13 protein-coding genes and 3 tRNA genes are annotated in these 16,117 nt (G+C 73.3%); 5 read left to right on the forward strand and 11 right to left on the reverse strand.

Features of this window, described 5'->3' with window-relative positions; all coding sequences use genetic code 11:
* From ACIA8N_RS20375 to ACIA8N_RS20385, 3 genes are all read left to right on the forward strand, one after another.
* A tRNA-Val gene (locus tag ACIA8N_RS20375) sits at positions 1 to 70 on the forward strand.
* A gap of 39 nt (positions 71 to 109) precedes the next feature.
* A tRNA-Val gene (locus ACIA8N_RS20380) sits at positions 110 to 181 on the forward strand.
* Between the two features lie 39 nt (positions 182 to 220).
* A tRNA-Val gene (locus ACIA8N_RS20385) sits at positions 221 to 295 on the forward strand.
* 50 nt (positions 296 to 345) lie between these two features.
* Here ACIA8N_RS20385 and ACIA8N_RS20390 read toward each other — a convergent pair.
* The 3 genes from ACIA8N_RS20390 to ACIA8N_RS20400 form a co-directional block, all read right to left on the reverse strand.
* Entirely contained in the window at positions 346 to 639 is a 294-nt protein-coding gene (locus ACIA8N_RS20390) for a zf-TFIIB domain-containing protein (RefSeq protein ID WP_030551815.1), read from the reverse strand.
* Positions 640 to 684: 45 nt separating this feature from the next.
* The gene (locus ACIA8N_RS20395; RefSeq protein ID WP_365785055.1) at positions 685 to 1,701 is read right to left on the reverse strand and encodes an aminoglycoside phosphotransferase family protein; all 1,017 of its coding nucleotides are present in this window, start codon (positions 1,699 to 1,701) and stop codon (positions 685 to 687) included.
* Between the two features lie 317 nt (positions 1,702 to 2,018).
* Complete coding sequence (locus ACIA8N_RS20400) at positions 2,019 to 2,186, reverse strand: hypothetical protein (RefSeq protein ID WP_030551813.1); 168 nt, start codon at positions 2,184 to 2,186, stop codon at positions 2,019 to 2,021.
* A gap of 523 nt (positions 2,187 to 2,709) precedes the next feature.
* Here ACIA8N_RS20400 and ACIA8N_RS20405 point away from each other — a divergent pair.
* The gene (locus tag ACIA8N_RS20405) at positions 2,710 to 3,942 is read left to right on the forward strand and encodes a protein kinase (RefSeq protein ID WP_365785053.1); all 1,233 of its coding nucleotides are present in this window, start codon (positions 2,710 to 2,712) and stop codon (positions 3,940 to 3,942) included.
* Between the two features lie 27 nt (positions 3,943 to 3,969).
* Here the strand turns inward: ACIA8N_RS20405 and ACIA8N_RS20410 are convergent, their stop codons facing one another.
* From ACIA8N_RS20410 to ACIA8N_RS20445, 8 genes are all read right to left on the reverse strand, one after another.
* Entirely contained in the window at positions 3,970 to 4,788 is an 819-nt protein-coding gene (locus ACIA8N_RS20410; protein WP_365785051.1) for an RNA methyltransferase, read from the reverse strand.
* 74 nt (positions 4,789 to 4,862) lie between these two features.
* The gene (gene cobA / locus ACIA8N_RS20415; protein ID WP_365785049.1) at positions 4,863 to 6,116 is read right to left on the reverse strand and encodes a uroporphyrinogen-III C-methyltransferase; all 1,254 of its coding nucleotides are present in this window, start codon (positions 6,114 to 6,116) and stop codon (positions 4,863 to 4,865) included.
* Between the two features lie 303 nt (positions 6,117 to 6,419).
* The gene (cobT, locus tag ACIA8N_RS20420; protein ID WP_365785047.1) at positions 6,420 to 10,094 is read right to left on the reverse strand and encodes a nicotinate-nucleotide--dimethylbenzimidazole phosphoribosyltransferase; all 3,675 of its coding nucleotides are present in this window, start codon (positions 10,092 to 10,094) and stop codon (positions 6,420 to 6,422) included.
* Between the two features lie 305 nt (positions 10,095 to 10,399).
* Positions 10,400 to 11,647, reverse strand: a complete 1,248-nt coding sequence (gene cbiE / locus ACIA8N_RS20425) for a precorrin-6y C5,15-methyltransferase (decarboxylating) subunit CbiE (protein ID WP_365785045.1) — start codon at positions 11,645 to 11,647, stop codon at positions 10,400 to 10,402.
* 70 nt (positions 11,648 to 11,717) lie between these two features.
* On the reverse strand, positions 11,718 to 12,353 hold the full coding sequence (locus ACIA8N_RS20430) for a GNAT family N-acetyltransferase (RefSeq protein ID WP_365785043.1): 636 nt from the start codon (positions 12,351 to 12,353) through the stop codon (positions 11,718 to 11,720).
* 165 nt (positions 12,354 to 12,518) lie between these two features.
* Positions 12,519 to 13,376, reverse strand: coding sequence for a MetQ/NlpA family ABC transporter substrate-binding protein (locus tag ACIA8N_RS20435; protein ID WP_030551803.1), 858 nt, complete (start codon positions 13,374 to 13,376; stop codon positions 12,519 to 12,521).
* Between the two features lie 92 nt (positions 13,377 to 13,468).
* Complete coding sequence (locus ACIA8N_RS20440; RefSeq protein WP_030204624.1) at positions 13,469 to 14,137, reverse strand: methionine ABC transporter permease; 669 nt, start codon at positions 14,135 to 14,137, stop codon at positions 13,469 to 13,471.
* Positions 14,134 to 15,192, reverse strand: coding sequence for an ATP-binding cassette domain-containing protein (locus ACIA8N_RS20445; RefSeq protein WP_365785040.1), 1,059 nt, complete (start codon positions 15,190 to 15,192; stop codon positions 14,134 to 14,136). The genes ACIA8N_RS20440 and ACIA8N_RS20445 overlap by 4 nt, the downstream gene beginning before the upstream one ends.
* A 562-nt stretch (positions 15,193 to 15,754) precedes the next feature.
* Here ACIA8N_RS20445 and ACIA8N_RS20450 point away from each other — a divergent pair.
* Complete coding sequence (locus ACIA8N_RS20450) at positions 15,755 to 16,117, forward strand: hypothetical protein (RefSeq protein WP_365785038.1); 363 nt, start codon at positions 15,755 to 15,757, stop codon at positions 16,115 to 16,117.

Consider the following 16,117-nt stretch of genomic DNA (forward strand, 5'->3'; position numbering starts at 1 on the left):
GCGATTAGCTCAGCGGGAGAGCGCTTCCCTGACACGGAAGAGGTCACTGGTTCAATCCCAGTATCGCGCACGCAGAACAACCGAAGATCCGGTCCACATGGACCGTCCCGCGCGATTAGCTCAGCGGGAGAGCGCTTCCCTGACACGGAAGAGGTCACTGGTTCAATCCCAGTATCGCGCACGCAGAACAACCGAAGATCCGGTCCGCACGGACCGTCCCGCGCGATTAGCTCAGCGGGAGAGCGCTTCCCTGACACGGAAGAGGTCACTGGTTCAATCCCAGTATCGCGCACCACCAGGAAACCCCCGGCCGCATCTCGCGGCCGGGGGTTTTCTCGTCCCCGGTCAGGAGGAGAAGAGCATCCGGCCGAAGCCGCGCTGACGGTAGTGACCGCCGCCGTGGTGGCCGCCGTGCTGCGGGGCACCCCAGGCGGGGGCGGCCGGGGCGGGCTGCGCCGGGTAGGCCTGCGGGGCCTGCGGCGCGGGCGGGGCCGGCTGGACCCACTGCGACTCCAGGCGGGTCAGGGCCTCCAGCTCGCCGTAGTCCAGGAATATCCCGCGGCAGCCGCTGCACTGCTCGATCTGGACACCGTTGCGGTTGTACGTGTGCATGGCCGCATGGCACTTGGGACACTGCATGCTCGGCTCAACTCCCTGACATCGCCGTTCGAATGATGCTTCACCCTATGCGGACGCGGACGCGCCCCGGTCGGTTCGCTGTGCGGCGATACGGGCACAGGTGTCGATCATCACGCCCTCCACCTCGTCGAGCGGCCGGCCCTCGGCCGTCGACTTCGCCAGGGCCAGGGCGGCGGTCTGGACCGTCAGGGCGCGGGCGGGCACGTCGAGTCGGGGCCACGGGTCGGCCCCCACGGCCGGGCCGCCCGCCTCCTGGTACGCGCCGAGGAAGCGGGACCAGACCTCCGGCGGGAGGATGCCGGCGGCGAACCAGGCGGCGGGGCGGGCCAGATCCCAGGCCGGGTCGCCGAGGCCCGCGTCGTCGATGTCGATGAGCCGCCAAGGGCCGGCGTGCCCAGGCCGGGCGCCGGGAGCCGGTCCCCCGCCGCGGGCCGGCTCCCCGACGGGGGCGCGGACCAGTTGGCCGAGGTGGAAGTCGCCGTGGCACAGCATCCGGGGGGCCGCCGGGGCAGGGCCGGGTATCGACCGCCAGGCGGCAAGGACCGTCGCGAGGGCCGGGTGGCCTGGTGCCGTCCGGAGCATCCGGTCCACGGCGAGGCTCACCTTGACCGGGGCCCGCATCTCCGGGAGCCGGTCGGACCACCCGGGCGGCGGTGGAGTCCGGTGGAGCAGGGCGAGCAGCCGCGCCGCCTCCTCCCAGGGAGCGGCGTCGGGGTCCTCGGGGTCGACGGGTGGACCGTACGGCCAGACGGTCACGGGTCGGCCGTCGAGCTCGTCGGGCGCGGGCGCGGGCGGCGGGAGCGGCGGGAGCGGCGGGAGGAAGACACCGGCGACGTCCGGGTGGGCGGCGAGCGCCAGCCGTGCGCGGTGCGCCTCGGGGTCGGTGCCGGGGGCGTGCGCCTTGGCGACGAGCCGCCCGTGGCGTACGACGGTTCCGTCGTCCCGGTCGGCGAGCACGCCTACGGCACCGCTCGCGCAGCGGCAGGGCGCGCCCGGACCGTGGGCTGCGGCGGAGGCGAGGGCGGCGAGCCGGTCGAGCGGGGGCCGGGGGGTGGAGTCCACGGGTGGAGCGTACGGGGCGGGCGGACGGGTCCGTACGGGGCCGGGCACGCGGCCCGGCTTCCGGCGGACGCGCCCGTGCGAGGCGGGACGCAGGGGGAGGCCGGGCGCGGGGCCCGGCTTTCGGCGGACGCGCGGCGCCCGTACGGGGCGGGCTGCGGTTCCGGCTGTTCACGGACGTCCTGCGGGGAGGAAAGCGCGAGGGCCGGTCAGCTCCCCAGCTGACCGGCCCCACGCTGCCGTCCGCCGCACCCCCGTCCCCACGGGGTTGATGGCCGGATGTCCCGACCCGGGCCGCTCTCCCGGGTCCGGGGCGCTGCTCAGCGCCCCAGCATCACGCCCACGGACGACGCCTGTGTGACCACCGCGTCCCAGCCGCCGAAGACGACTACGAGCAGGGCCGCGAGAGGGAGGACCATGGCGGTGGCCACCAGGGGGTGACGCTGGCTCGAAGGCCGGGTGGTCGTCCGCGGTGCCGTGTAAGCCATGGTTCCTCTCCTGTCGTGAACTGGCGCGGCGGGTGCGTGACCTCGGGGGACGAGTGCTGCACCCGCCGCTTGACCTCAACACTAGGGAGCGCGGCGCGCCTGGGCGTCATGCCCTCGTACCGACTTGCGGGCCTCCCGGAGGATGACCCCCACCCACGCGGTGTACTCCCCTGGGTGGAGACGGAGGCCCGGAACCCCGGGTCTTCCCGGAGGGGTTCCGGCAGCAGGCCGGGACCCGGCCGGACGGGCGGCAGGGCGCGTGACATGGCTCACTTCGCCGGATGCCGCGCGAACGCCCTGCTCCGGGGCGTCCGGGCGCGCCCCTTGAGCCCGCTCACGGCGTTCTCGACCGTTCGTCAAATGGTGCGCCGCAGAAGGGGGTTGGGGTGCGCGCCGCGGACCGGCCTCCGGCCCCCGTCCCCCTCAGCACTGACAATCGATCCTGGCGCGAGGGCGCGGCCTATGAGCAGGCGCGGGCGGCACTACGTAAGCTGTGCCACGTCGAACGGACGAGGGGACGGACATGGCGATGATGCGGCTCCGGCGCGAGGATCCGCGGATCGTCGGGTCGTTCCGGCTCCACCGCAGACTGGGCGCCGGCGGGATGGGCGTCGTGTACCTGGGGTCCGACCGGCGTGGCCAGCGGGTGGCGCTGAAGGTGATCCGGCCGGACCTGGCCGAGGACCAGGAGTTCCGGTCGCGGTTCGCCCGTGAGGTGTCGGCGGCACGCCGCATCCGCGGCGGTTGCACGGCCCGCCTCGTCGCCGCCGACCTGGAGGCCGAGCGCCCCTGGTTCGCCACCCAGTACGTACCCGGCCCCTCCCTGCACGACCGGGTCGCCGAGGAGGGCGCGCTGCGCGCCGCCGACGTCGCCTCGATCGGGGCGGCGCTCTCGGAGGGACTCGTCGCCGTCCACGAGGCCGGGGTGGTGCACCGGGACCTCAAGCCCTCGAACATCCTGCTCTCCCCCAAGGGCCCGCGGATCATCGACTTCGGCATCGCCTGGGCCACCGGCGCCAGCACCCTGACGCACGTGGGCACCGCCGTCGGTTCGCCCGGCTTCCTCGCCCCCGAGCAGGTGCGCGGAGCGGCCGTCACCCCCGCCACCGACGTGTTCTCGCTCGGTGCCACCCTGGCGTACGCGGCGATGGCCGACTCCCCCTTCGGGCACGGCAGTTCCGAGGTCATGCTCTATCGGGTGGTGCACGAGGAGCCGCAGCTGCACGGGGTGCCGGACGCGCTCGCACCGCTGATCCGGGCCTGTCTGGCGAAGGACCCCGAGGACCGTCCCAGCACGCTCCAGCTGTCGATGCGGCTCAAGGAGATCGCGGCGCGCGAGGCACAGGGGCTGCCGGTCTCCCGGCCGCCCGTACAGCGGGAGCGGGCCGAGGAACGCAACACCGTACGGCCGACCGAGCGGTACACCGAGCGGGACGTGCCCGGCCGTGGCCAGGAGCGGGGTGCCGATCGGGCCGCCGAGCGCGGTGCCGGTGGCGGGGAGCGCGGCTCCGAGCGCGACCGGGGGCCGGGGCGTGGGCCCGGACCTTCCTCACGTCCTTCCGGCGGGCCGCGGACCGGGGGATCCCGGGGAACGCAGTCCCGTACCGGTGCCGGGACGAGGCCGGGTGGGCGCACGACGTCGACGGGCCGCCGTCCCGCCAACCCCCGGCTGCTGCGGCAGCGACTCTTCGTCTTCGTCGTGGTGACGCTCGTGGTGGCCCTGGGCATCGCCGCCGCCCAGGCCCTCCAGGGATAGGCCCCGACTCGTCGTGAGGACCGGCGGTCAGGCCTCCGGGCGGCCCGTCGCCACCGCGTAGAAGGCGACCGCCGCCGCCGCGCCCACGTTCAGCGAGTCGACGCCGTGGGCCATGGGGATCCGGACCCATTCGTCGGCGGCGCGCAGGGCCTGCGTGGACAGGCCGTCGCCCTCCGCGCCCAGCATCAGGGCCACCCGCTCCAGGCGGTGCGGGGCGGCCTCGTCGATGGAGGTCGCCTTCTCCGCGGGAGTGAGCGCGAGCAGCTTGAAGCCCGCCTCCCGTACCGTCTCCAGACCACGCGGCCAGGTGTCCAGGCGCGCGTACGGGACGGAGAACACCGCCCCCATGGACACCTTCACCGAGCGCCGGTACAGCGGGTCCGCGCAGTCCGGCGAGAGCAGTACGGCGTCCATGCCGAGGGCCGCGGCGCTGCGGAAGATCGCGCCGATGTTGGTGTGGTCGTTGACCGACTCCATCACGACCACCCGGCGGGCACCGACAAGCAGTTCGGCGGCGTCCGGGAGCGGCTTGCGCTGCATGGAGGCCAGGGCGCCCCGGTGCACGTGGTAGCCGGTGACGCGTTCCGCCAGGTCCGGCTGGATCGCGTACACCGGTGCCGGGACCTCGTCGATGACGTCCCGCATCACGTCGACCCACTTGGCGGAGAGCAGCATCGACCGCATCTCGTACCCCGCCTGCCTGGCGCGGCGGATGACCTTCTCTCCCTCCGCGATGAACAGGCCCTCGGCCGGTTCGCGTCTGCGGCGCAGCTCGACGTCGGTCAGGCCGGTGTAGTCGCGCAGGCGCGGGTCGTCGGGGTCGTCGATCGTGATGAGTTCGGCCACGAGGTGATACTGCCTTGTCCGGGGTGTGGTGCCAATGAGTGCGACGCGGGGGGAGGCGGGGTGGTCGCCGGCGGTTACTTCACCAGTCTGCCGGGGCCCTCGGTGACGACCTCTCCGATGACGATGACCGCCGGCGGGCGGACCTCCTGCGCCTTCACGGTCTCCGCGACCGTCGCGAGCGTGGCGTCCACCCGGCGCTGGGACGCCGTCGTGCCCTCCTGGACCAGCGCCAGCGGCGTCTTCGGGTCCTTGCCGTGGGCGATGAGCGCCTCGGCGATCTTCCCGATCTTGTCGACGCCCATGAGGATCACGAGGGTGCCGGTGAGCTTCGCGAGGGAAGCCCAGTCGACGAGGGAGCGCGGGTCGTCGGGGGCGACATGGCCGCTCACCACCGTGAACTCGTGGGCCACTCCGCGGTGCGTGACCGGGATGCCCGCCGCGCCCGGGACCGAGATCGAGCTGGAGATGCCGGGGACGACCGTGCAGGCGATGCCCTCGGCGGCGAGCGCCTGCGCCTCCTCCATGCCACGGCCGAAGACGAACGGGTCGCCGCCCTTGAGCCGGACGACGGACCTGCCGGCCTTCGCGTGTTCGATCAGCGCGTTGTTGATGGCCTCCTGGGCCATGAAACGGCCGTACGGGATCTTCGCCGCGTCGATGACCTCGACGTGCGGGGGCAGCTCGTCCAGGAGGTCGCGCGGGCCGAGCCGGTCCGCGATGACCACGTCCGCCTCCGCGAGCAGCCTGCGGCCGCGGACGGTGATCAGGTCCGGGTCCCCGGGGCCGCCGCCGACCAGGGCGACGAAGGGGGTACGGGAGCGGTGCGCCGGCGCGGCGATCGAGCCGTCGCGCAGGCCTTCGACGATCGCGTCGCGGACGGCGGCGGAGCGGCGGGGGTCGTGGCCGGTGAGCACCGCCACCGTGACGCCGGCGTCGCGGCCGGTCGCCGGGGTCCAGGCGGTGGCCGCCTCGGCGTCGTCGGCGCGGACGCACCAGGTCCTCGTCCGCTCGGCCTCGGCGGAGGCGGCGGCGTTCGAGGCCGGGTCGGTGGTGGCGACCAGGGCGTACCAGGCGTCCGCGAGGTCGCCGTCCTCGTAGCGCCGCTTGCTCCAGGCGATCTCGCCGGTCTCGGCCATCGCCTCCACCGAGGGGGTCGCCGAGGGGGAGATCAGGGTGATGTCCGCACCCGCGGCGATCAGAGCGGGCAGCCGTCGCTGGGCTACCTGGCCGCCGCCGAGGACTACTACGCGGCGGCCCGCCAGACGCAGGCCTACCGGGTAGGCGGGGTACGTCGTCGGCTGGGCGGTGTGATCGGCGTGCTCGGCCATGGGTGAGCGGCTCCTCGGAGGGCGGGTGCTGGCCGCTGCTGCGGTGAAGCGGCTGGTGGGACGCGGTGCGTGACCCCACGATATCGGTGACCTGCGGGGGGCAGGGTGTGATGGATGTCCCCCGGTGCTTGGACCGCGACGTGGGGGCCGCTCCGGGACCGTGTTCGGGACTGCATGATTTACGGCGCGCAGGTCCTTGGACGAGTGGCCCCTCAGTAGGCGCCACAAATCACGCTTTACGTCCCGAACACAGTCCCTGCGCGTCCCCCACTCCCGTGCGTGGTGGGGGACGCGTCGGTGGTTCTACTTCTCGGTGACGCCCGCCGAGTCGAAGGTGGCGACCTCGTGCATCACGCGGGCCGCGCTCTGCACCAGCGGGAGGGCGAGCAGGGCGCCCGTGCCCTCGCCGAGGCGGAGGTCCAGGTCGACCAGGGGGCGCAGGCCCAGCTTGTTGAGGGCCGCCACATGGCCCGGCTCGGCGCTGCGGTGGCCCGCGATGCAGGCCGCGAGCGACTCGGGCGCGATGGCCCGGGCCACGAGGGCCGCCGCTCCGGTCGACACGCCGTCGAGGATGACCGGGGTACGCAGGGAGGCGGCGCCCAGGATCAGGCCCACCAGGGCCGCGTGCTCCAGGCCGCCGACCGCCGACAGGACACCGATCGGATCGGCCGGGTCCGGCTGGTGCAGGGCGAGTGCGCGGCGGACCACGTCCACCTTGCGGGCGTGCGTCTCGTCGTTGATGCCCGTGCCGCGGCCCGTGACATCGGTCGGGTCCACGCCGGTGTAGACGGAGATCAGGGCGGCGGACGCGGTGGTGTTCGCGATGCCCATCTCGCCCGTGAGCAGGGCCTTGTTGCCGGCGGCGACGAGGTCGCGGGCTGTTTCGATGCCCACCTCGATCGCGGCCAGTACTTCTTCGCGGGTCATCGCGAGACCCGTGGTGAAGTCGCCGGTGCCGGGGCGGACCTTGCGGGGCAGGAGGCCGGGGGTGGCCGGGAGCTCGGACGCCACGCCCACGTCGATGACGCAGACCTCGGCGCCTACCTGGTTCGCGAAGGCGTTGCAGACCGCTCCCCCGCCGAGGAAGTTGGCCACCATCTGGCCGGTGACCTCCTGCGGCCAGGGCGTGACGCCCTGGGCGTGCACGCCGTGGTCTCCCGCGAAGATCGCGACGGCGGCCGGTTCAGGGATCGGGGGCGGGCACATACGGGAGAGGCCGGAGAGCTGTGCGGAGATGATCTCCAGCATCCCGAGGGCGCCGGCCGGCTTGGTCATGCGCTTCTGGCGCTCCCAGGCCTCACCGAGGGCCTTGGCGTCCAGCGGGCGGATGTTGGCGACCGTCTCCTGGAGCAGGTCGTGCGGCTCCTCGCCGGGCAGGGCGCGGCGGCCGTATGTCTCCTCGTGGACGACCCAGGACAGCGGACGGCGCTTGGACCAGCCCGCCTGCATCAGCTCGGGCTCCTCGGGGAACTCGTCGACGTATCCCACACAGAGGTACGCGACGACTTCGAGGTGCTCGGGGAGGCCGAGGGTACGGACCATCTCGCGCTCGTCGAAGAAGCTGACCCAGCCGACGCCGAGGCCCTCGGCGCGGGCGGCGAGCCAGAGGTTCTCGACGGCGAGGGCCGAGGAGTACGGGGCCATCTGCGGCTGCGTGTAGCGGCCGAGGGTGTGGCGGCCGCCCCGGGTGGGGTCGGCGGTCACCACGATGTTCACCGGGGTGTCGAGGATGGCCTCGATCTTCAGTTCCTTGAACTGCTTGGCCCGGGCCTTCGGCAGCGACTTGGCGTACGCCTCGCGCTGCCGCTGGGCCAGTTCGTGCATCGTCTGCCGGGTCTCGGCGGAGCGGATGACGACGAAGTCCCAGGGCTGCGAGTGGCCGACGCTGGGGGCCGTGTGGGCGGCCTCCAGGACGCGGAGCAGCACCTCGTGGGGGATCGGGTCGGAACGGAAGCCGTTGCGGATGTCGCGGCGTTCGCGCATGACGCGGAGGACGGCCTCGCGCTCGGCGTCGGCGTAGCCCGGCGCGGGCGCCGATTCCGCCACCGGCTGGCCGTCTTCCGTGTCCGCGTTCGTCGCGTCCTCGACCGTGTCCGCGCTCTGCTCGGGCTGCTCGGCGGGGGCCTGCGCCGGGTCCGCTTCGGCTGCCGCTTCCGGCGCCGCGTCCTCGGTCGCGTCGACCGCCTCGACCGCTTCCACGGGCTCCGAAAGAGTCTCCGCGGGCTCGGGCAGGGGCGCTTCGTCGGTGGGGGGCTGCTGTTCGGTGACCGTGGCCTCGGCCTCGGCCTCCGGGGTCGGCTCGGGCAGGGCCTCGGGGGCTTCCTCCCCCGGCACGAACGGGACCTCGTGGGCGTACGCCTCCACGGGGGCCCCTTCGGGGGCCGCCGTTTCGGGGGCCGCTGCCTCAGGAGCCGCTGCCTCGGGGGCATCCGCCTCGGGGGCCGCCTCAGTGGCCGCTTCGGGGGCCGTCGCCTCGGGGGTCTGCTCCTCCAGCGGGGGCTCGGCGGCCGTGACCGGCTCGGCCGGGGCCTCGGCCACGACGGGCGTCTGCTCCTCGGCCTCCGGGGCCTGCTCGGCCTCGGGGGCGGCGGCCGGCTCGGGCTCCGGGGTCTCGGCCGTCGCCGGTTCCGGGGCCTCGGCGGCGGGCTCGGCCTCGCGCGGCGCGGGGACGGTGGCCTGGGGTTCGTCGACCTGGGCCTCGACGGTCTCCACCGGGGTCGCCAGGGCCTCCGCGGGTGCGGCGGCGGGCTCGGCGACCGCCACGGGGGCCTCGGGGACCGCGGCCGGCTCTGCGGCCGGGACGGGCTCCGCGGCCTGGGCCGGCTCCGGCTGCGGGACCGGGGCCAGGTGCGGGGTCGTCGGGACGCTGCCCTCGACCTGGACGAACTGGCCGGACTGCGGGACGACCGTTTCTGCGGGGGAAGGCGCGGCCTGGGGTGCCACGGCCTCCTGCGGCTGCGCGGCCCACGGCTCGGCGCCCTGCGGCGCGACGTGCTGCTCCTGCGGGATGTCGAGGTACTCGGGGCCGGTGGTCGGCGGGCCCGGGTTACGGACCGGCACCGGCGCGGGGCCGGTGGCCACGAGCGACTCGTGCGCGGCGACCGGAACGGGCTGCGGGGCCGGGGCGGGTACGGCGGCGGGGCCGCGGTCGGCGAGCGACAGCACGACGCCGCCGGTGGCCTCGGGCACGGCCGGACCCATGTGCAGCGGGCGGCGGGCCGCCTGCGGTGCGGGCGCCACGGGAGGCGCGGGCACGCGGACGCCGCCGAGGTCCACGGAGCCGGAGTCGCGGCCGGCGGCCTCGTGGGCGCCGGTGTCGAGGATGCCCGGCTCGTAGCCGTGGTCGGTGTGGACCGGCTCCTGCGGGGCGACCGGGACGCCGTGGGCCGGGGTGCCCGCGTACTGCTCGACGGGAACGCCGTGCGCCGGGGTACCGGCGAACGGGACACCGTGCGGCGGCGTGCCGACGGGCGGACCGGCCGGGATGCCGTGGGCCGGGGTGCCGGCGAACTGCTCGACGGGCACACCGTGCGCGGGGGTCCCGGCGAGCGGGACGCCCTGCGGCGGCGTCTGGTTCTGCGGGGCCGTCAGGACGTCGCCGAGCGCGACGGAGTCCAGCGGGGCCGTGAGCGGGTCCGGCAGGGGGTCGGTCAGCGGGTCGCCCATCGGGATCTGTGCCTCCGGGGCAGGCGGGTGCGGGACGGCGGCGTGCGGGACGCCCTGCGGCGCCGCCTGGTTCGGGACCACGGGTGCCGCCGGCGGGGGCGGTACGGCGACCGGCGGCGCGGGCGCGACGCCCGGCGGGTGCTCGCTCCAGGCGCCCTGGGCGCCCGGCATCAGCAGCAGGTCGTCGTCCTCGGTGGTGTGCTCGGAGGGGTCCAGGAAGGTGTACGCGCCCGGAGCGGGGATGCCCGGCTGCTCGACCATGCCTGCGTTCTCCGGCAGCCCCTCGCCCGGGACCTGGCCGGTGTCCGTCATGCGTACCCCTCGCCCATCGCTTGTGCTTCCTTCAGACCTGCGCCCGTCGACAAGAACGAGCGCGCGCGCCGCGCGGCACGAAGGACGCGCGGACACCCACACATTGTCGCGGCCTCCGGCCGTCGTGGCAGGAAGATTCGCCACGGTGGGCTGTGGACTGCGCCACGTCGCGCGGTCCCCCCTTGTCGCGTACCACGTCAGCGGCACAAAGTGGCCACCAATTCGGGACATTGACGAACGAACCGCCGAACATCCGGATGCGGTACAACAATCGGCCAGCCTACCTGCCCGCTCGGGCGGCACGATCACGGGTGGGGGTGGTCGGTCCTGCGGCCGGACAGCAGGAAGACGACCGACCGCTCGCGTTCCGACCAGTCGCCGGGGTCGAGTCCGACGGTCTGGAGGAGGAGGCTCTCGACGGTGTAGCCGCCGTCGGCGAGGGCCGCGCCGACGGCCTCCGCCTCGTCGCGGGTGGAGGCGTGGGCGACGATGCGTTCCGGGCGCCGGTCGGTGCAGGCGGTGACGACGGGGACGCCGCCGGCGGCGATGCGTACGACATCGGGTTCTGGCAGGTCCTCCAGGACGTGCGGGGCCCGGCCCTGGACGGTCTGGAGGGGTACGCCGTGGTGGCGGGCCGCCTGTTCGGTGCGGGCGCAGGCCGTCGGGTCGGTGTCCACCGCGATGACGGCGGCGCCGAGGCGGGCGGCGTCGACGGCGAAGGCTCCGCCCGCGCAGCCGACGTCCCAGACGAGGTCGCCCACGCGGGGGCCGAGGCGGGCGAGCTGGGCGGCGCGCAGGGACGGGTCCTCGCCCGCGCCGGTCCGTGCCGACCGGTCGCCGGTGCCGTGCCCCCGGGGCTCGTACTCCTCCGAGGGCAGGGCCCAGCCGCGTACCGGGGGCGCTGACGGGTCCTGGCCCGACATCCAGGGGGCGGCGGGCGTGCCGCCGGTGGTGCCGCCGATGACGAGGACGACGTTCGGGTTGCGCCAGGTGTGGTCGGCGGCCTTGTCGGAGGTGAGGACGGAGACCTGCTCGCGGTCGGTGCCGAGTTCCTCGCAGACCACGAAGGTGCGGTGGACGCCGTCGAGGAGGAGGGCGAGTTCGGCGGGTCCGGCGCCGGGCGACGTGAGGACGGCGACCTTGGGGTGGGCGCGGCAGACGTTGACGGCGCGTCGCAGGGTGCGCTGGTGGGCGACGACGGTCCTGGCGTCCTCCCAGGGCATCCCGGCCCGTGCGAAGGCGGCGGCGACGGAGGAGACGGCGGGGACGACCTCGACCTCGAGGCCGTGCTCGGGGGCGCGCAGGGTGCGGACGACTCCGAAGAAGCCGGGGTCGCCGTCGGCGAGGACGACGGCGGTGCCGCGGTGGCCCGCGATGCGGCGGGCGGCGAGGTCGACGCTGCCGAGGCGGACGCGTTCGGCGCCGGGCGGCACCTCGGGTAGCGCCAGGTGGTGGGCGGCGCCGGCCACGAGGGTGGCGGCGGAGAGCGCGGACCGGCCCGCCGCGGTGAGGGGTGAGCCGTCCCAGCCGATCACCGTGACGCGGTCGGCCATCGTCGTCTGTCTCCTGGTGTCGTCGCAGGTCGCGGGCGTGCCGAGCGTACCCCGGGTTCGTTCCCCGGGCTCAGCTCCAGTCGGTGTACGAGGAGTAGCCGGCCTCGGCCATCTGGTCGGCGACGCCGTCGAGGTCCTCGGGGATGAGGCCCCAGACGATGAAGTCGGTGCGCAGTTCGGTCCAGTCGCCGTCCTCGGTGCGGGTGCGGGCTATGCAGGCGTTCCGCAGGACGCCTTCGCTGATGCAGCCGATCTTCTGGGCGACCTGCTGGGAGGCGGTGTTGTCGGCCGCGGTGCGCAGTTCGAGGCGTTCGAACTTCTGGTCGCTGAAGAGCCACTGGGCGGTGGCGAGGGCGGCTTCGGAGGCGTAGCCCTCGCCGCGGGCCCAGGGGGCGACGATGTAGGAGATCTCGGTGGAGCGGACGCGCCAATCGGTGTTGCCCAGTTGGATGAGGCCGACCAGGCGCTGGGTGAGGAACTCGACGACGGCGAGGTCGATGCCCCGTCCCGCGGCGCGTTCGGCGGGGGCGTACTCGGTGATCCAGGTGAGGGCGGCGGCCTCGGTGAGGGGCTGGGGCACGGCGGTCCAGGCGCCGACGAGTTCGTCGTTCATCATGGCGGCGAGAGCGGGGGCGTCCGCCTCTTCGAGCGCGCGCAGCACCAACCGGTCCGTGTTGATGGAGATGTCCGGAAAGGTGGTAGTCATGCTCAGCTCCATGCCGTGGACCGTCCGAATCGACCGTGAACGCACAGCATGCAGCATGCGGCGGCCCCCGTGCATGGCCGGGTCGGATGTGGCCGGGGTGCGACGAAGGCCCCGCGCACCGGACGGGGTGCGGGGGCCTTCGTCGCAACGAGCCTACTGCGGGACCTACTTGGCGACGGCGCCGAAGGCCGGGATGACCGAGCCCTTGTAGGTGTCCTCGATGTACTTCTTCACCTCGGGCGAGTTGAGGAGCTCGGCGAGCTTCTGCACGCGGGCGTCCTTCTCGTTGCCCTCCTTGACGGCGAGGAAGTTGGCGTACGGGTTGCCTTCGGCCTTCTCCAGGACGAGGGCGTCCTTCGCCGGCGAGAGCTTGGCCTCGATGGCGTAGTTGCCGTTGATGACGGCGGCGTCCACGTCGTTCAGGGCGCGGGGCACGGTGGCGGCCTCCAGCTCCTTGAACTCCAGGCCCTTCTTGTCGGTGATGTCGGAGAGCTTGGCGTTGGTGCCGACACCCGGCTTGATGGTGATCAGGCCGTTCTCGGCGAGCAGCTGGAGGGCGCGGCCGCCGTTGGTGGTGTCGTTGGGGACGGCGATGGTCTGGCCGGCCTTGATGTCCTTCACGGACTTCAGGCTCTTGGAGTAGAGGCCCAGCGGCTCCAGGTGGACGTTGACCACGGGGACGATGGTGGTCTTGTTCTTCTGGTTGAAGTCGTCGAGGTACGGCTTGTGCTGGAAGAAGTTGGCGTCGACCTGGCCGGACTGGGTGGCGGTGTTCGGCAGGACGTAGTCCGTGAACTCCTTCACCTCCAGCTTCAGGCCGGCCTTCTCGGCCAGGTTGTCCTTGACGTAGTTGAGGATGTCGGCGTGCGGCGTCGGGGACGCGGCGACGACGAGGGGCTTGTCGGCGGCGCCGGCCGTGTCCTTGGAGGAGGACGGGTCCGAGGAGGTGCCGCAGGCGCTGAGGCCGAGGGCGAGGGCGGCGGCGGTGGCGATACCGGCGGTGAGCTTGATGTTCTTACGCACGAAGAGTGCCTCTTTCCGGTGGTGCGGTGGACGCCTGGACAACAAGTCCGGGCTGTTCTTCGAAGGACGAAGTCTGGGTGGCCGGGGGGCCGTTACGCGGTACGGCCCCGGCGGGCGAGGAGTCGTACGACTCCGTCGCCGATGAGCTGGACGACGGTCACGATCAGGACCAGGACGACGACGGTGACCAGCATGAAGGTGGTGTCGAAGCGCTGGTATCCGTAGGTGACGGCCTTGGAGCCGAGGCCCTCGCCGCCGACCGCGCCGGCCATCGCCGAGTAGCCGATGAGGACGATGACCGTGGTGGTGACGCCGGAGACCAGCGAGGGCAGGGCCTGCGGGAGCAGCACCTTGCGGACGATGGTGGGGATGCCGCCGCCCATGGCCTGGACGGCCTCGACGAGTCCGTGGTCGACCTCGCGGATCGAGGTCTCCACGAGGCGGGCGAAGAAGGGTATGGCGCCGATGGCGAGAGGCACGATCATCGCGGTGGGGCCGATGAAGGTGCCGACGACGAAGGTGGTGAAGGGGATCAGGGCGATCAGCAGGATGATGAAGGGCAGCGAACGCCCCACGTTCACGATCGCACCGACGATCTTGTTCACGGGCCGGTTCTGCAGCAGTCCGCCCTTGTCCGTGAGGACGAGGAGGATGCCGAGCGGCAGGCCGCCGAGCACGGTGACGACGGTGGCCCAGAGGACCATGTAGAGCGTGTCGACGGTGCCCTGCTCCAGCAGGGGCTGCATCTCGGACCAGGTCACTTGGCACCTTCCTTGACCAGTGCGGTCGCGGCCGCGGCCGGCGCCTCCGCGTCTTCTTCCACGACCTCGACCTGGAGCCCCTGCTCGCGCAGGAAGCCGACCGGGACGACGTTGTCCTCGTACCGTCCGGGCAGTTCGATGCGCATCCGGCCGATCTGCCGGCCGCCGACGGTGTCCATCGCCGCGCCCAGGATCGAGATGTCGATGTTGTACGTACGGGAGAGCTGCGAGATGACGGGCTGCGTCGCGGACTCGCCGTGGAAGGTGACGTCGACGACCGTGCGGTCGGGGCCGGTGGCGGCGCCGCTGACCGGGAAGAGCTCGGCGGCCAGCTGGGAGCCGGGGGTGGCGAGCAGTTCGGCGACGGTGCCGGACTCGACGACGCGGCCGTGCTGCATCAGCGCGGCGGAGTCGCAGATCGTCTTCACGACGTCCATCTCGTGCGTGATGAGCAGGACGGTCAGGCCGAGCTGCTGGTTGAGGTCGCGCAGCAGCTGGAGGATGGAGCGGGTGGTCTCCGGGTCGAGGGCGCTGGTGGCCTCGTCGGAGAGCAGGACCTTGGGCTCGCCCGCGAGGGCGCGGGCGATGCCGACGCGCTGCTTCTGGCCGCCGGAGAGCTGGCCGGGGTAGGACTTGGCCTTGTCGGCGAGGCCGACCAGGTCGAGGAGTTCGAGGGCGCGGCGGGAGCGCTCGGCGCCGGAGACGCCGAGGATCTCCAGGGGGAGTTCGATGTTGTCCTTCACCGTGCGGGAGGACAGCAGGTTGAAGTGCTGGAAGACCATGCCGATGCTGCTGCGCGCCCGGCGCAGGTCCTTGCCCGCGCGGCGGCTCTTCCCGGCGAGGGCGGTGAGGTCGACGCCGTCGACGGTCACGGTGCCGGAGGTGGGGCGCTCCAGGAGGTTGACGCAGCGGATGAGCGAGGACTTGCCGGCGCCGCTCTGGCCGATCACGCCGAAGACCTCGCCCTCGCGGACGTGGAGGTCGACGCCGTCCAGAGCGGTGACCTGCCGGCCGCGCGACTCGTAGACCTTGGTCAGGCCCGAAGTGGTGATCACAGGGGTTTCCGTCACTGTCGAGTGCGCGACGCGGGGTCCGTCACGCACGGGGCATTCGTCTTCGGACAGTCAGGCGCACGGAGGCCGGTCCGGCGGGTGGCCGGGCACCGGTGGTGCGCGGGGCGGGCTCGGTCCGCCGCCTGTCGGCGGGAGGAACGGCGCGGCCGTCGGGTCTCGCTTCGGGGCGCGAAACTCAGGCGGGGGCCCTCAGAAGGCGCACATTCGACACATACAACGAGCACCGGGCGTCGTGATCGCCTCGGTCGCAAGGATGCGGCTGCTCGTCGTGGTCATGTCTGCAAGTAAAGCATGCGCAGTCGCGAACGAAAGGGGGCTGTCCGAATAGCGGACGCCCTTGAGACATCATGCGGACAGCGCGGAGGCTGCCGTTCCGCCCTGTTCCCCGGGCTTGGCCTGCGCGGAAGGACCCTGCGGACCGGCGCCCGTCACGGTCCCCGGCGGCTGGTACGGAGAGCGTTGTGGCCAAGGCCACGCTCCACTCGTCCGCCGTCGGCAGGGGGCGAGGGCATCGGGTCTTATCGACCGTAATACCCTCGGGCGCATGCTTGACGCCCTGACGGTCGCGGTCTCCGTGGCCGCGCTCGCCCTCGCCGCCTGGTGCGGCTTCGCCGCCCTCCGCGACCAGCCGACCAAGGACTGGCACTTCATCGGCATGGCCGTGGTGACCTTCCTGGTCCTCGTCCAGCTGGTCGTCGGGATCGTGCAGCTGGCGCGCGGCGAGAAGGCCGAGGAGGGCGCGACGATCTTCGTCGCCTATCTGCTCGGCGCGCTCTGCGCCGTGCCGATCGCCGGATTCATGTCGCTCGCGGAGCGCAGCCGGTGGGGCTCGGCCACGGTGGCGGCCGGCGCGGTCGTCCTGGCCGTGCTCGAAGTGCGTCTCCACGACATCTGGACGGTGGGCTGA

The organism is Streptomyces sp. NPDC051822, from assembly GCF_044452745.1.
Classification (GTDB): domain Bacteria; phylum Actinomycetota; class Actinomycetes; order Streptomycetales; family Streptomycetaceae; genus Streptomyces.

What these genes read in the sequence shown, in the direction of transcription:
- ACIA8N_RS20390 (WP_030551815.1), bottom strand. Translation starts at nt 639, where the DNA reads ATGCAGTGTCCCAAGTGCCATGCGGCCATGCACACGTACAACCGCAAC.
- ACIA8N_RS20400 (WP_030551813.1), bottom strand. Translation starts at nt 2,186, where the DNA reads ATGGCTTACACGGCACCGCGGACGACCACCCGGCCTTCGAGCCAGCGT.
- ACIA8N_RS20405 (WP_365785053.1), top strand. Translation starts at nt 2,710, where the DNA reads ATGGCGATGATGCGGCTCCGGCGCGAGGATCCGCGGATCGTCGGGTCG.
- cobA (WP_365785049.1), bottom strand. Translation starts at nt 6,116, where the DNA reads ATGGCCGAGCACGCCGATCACACCGCCCAGCCGACGACGTACCCCGCC.
- cobT (WP_365785047.1), bottom strand. Translation starts at nt 10,094, where the DNA reads ATGACGGACACCGGCCAGGTCCCGGGCGAGGGGCTGCCGGAGAACGCA.
- cbiE (WP_365785045.1), bottom strand. Translation starts at nt 11,647, where the DNA reads ATGGCCGACCGCGTCACGGTGATCGGCTGGGACGGCTCACCCCTCACC.
- ACIA8N_RS20430 (WP_365785043.1), bottom strand. Translation starts at nt 12,353, where the DNA reads ATGACTACCACCTTTCCGGACATCTCCATCAACACGGACCGGTTGGTG.
- ACIA8N_RS20450 (WP_365785038.1), top strand. Translation starts at nt 15,755, where the DNA reads ATGCTTGACGCCCTGACGGTCGCGGTCTCCGTGGCCGCGCTCGCCCTC.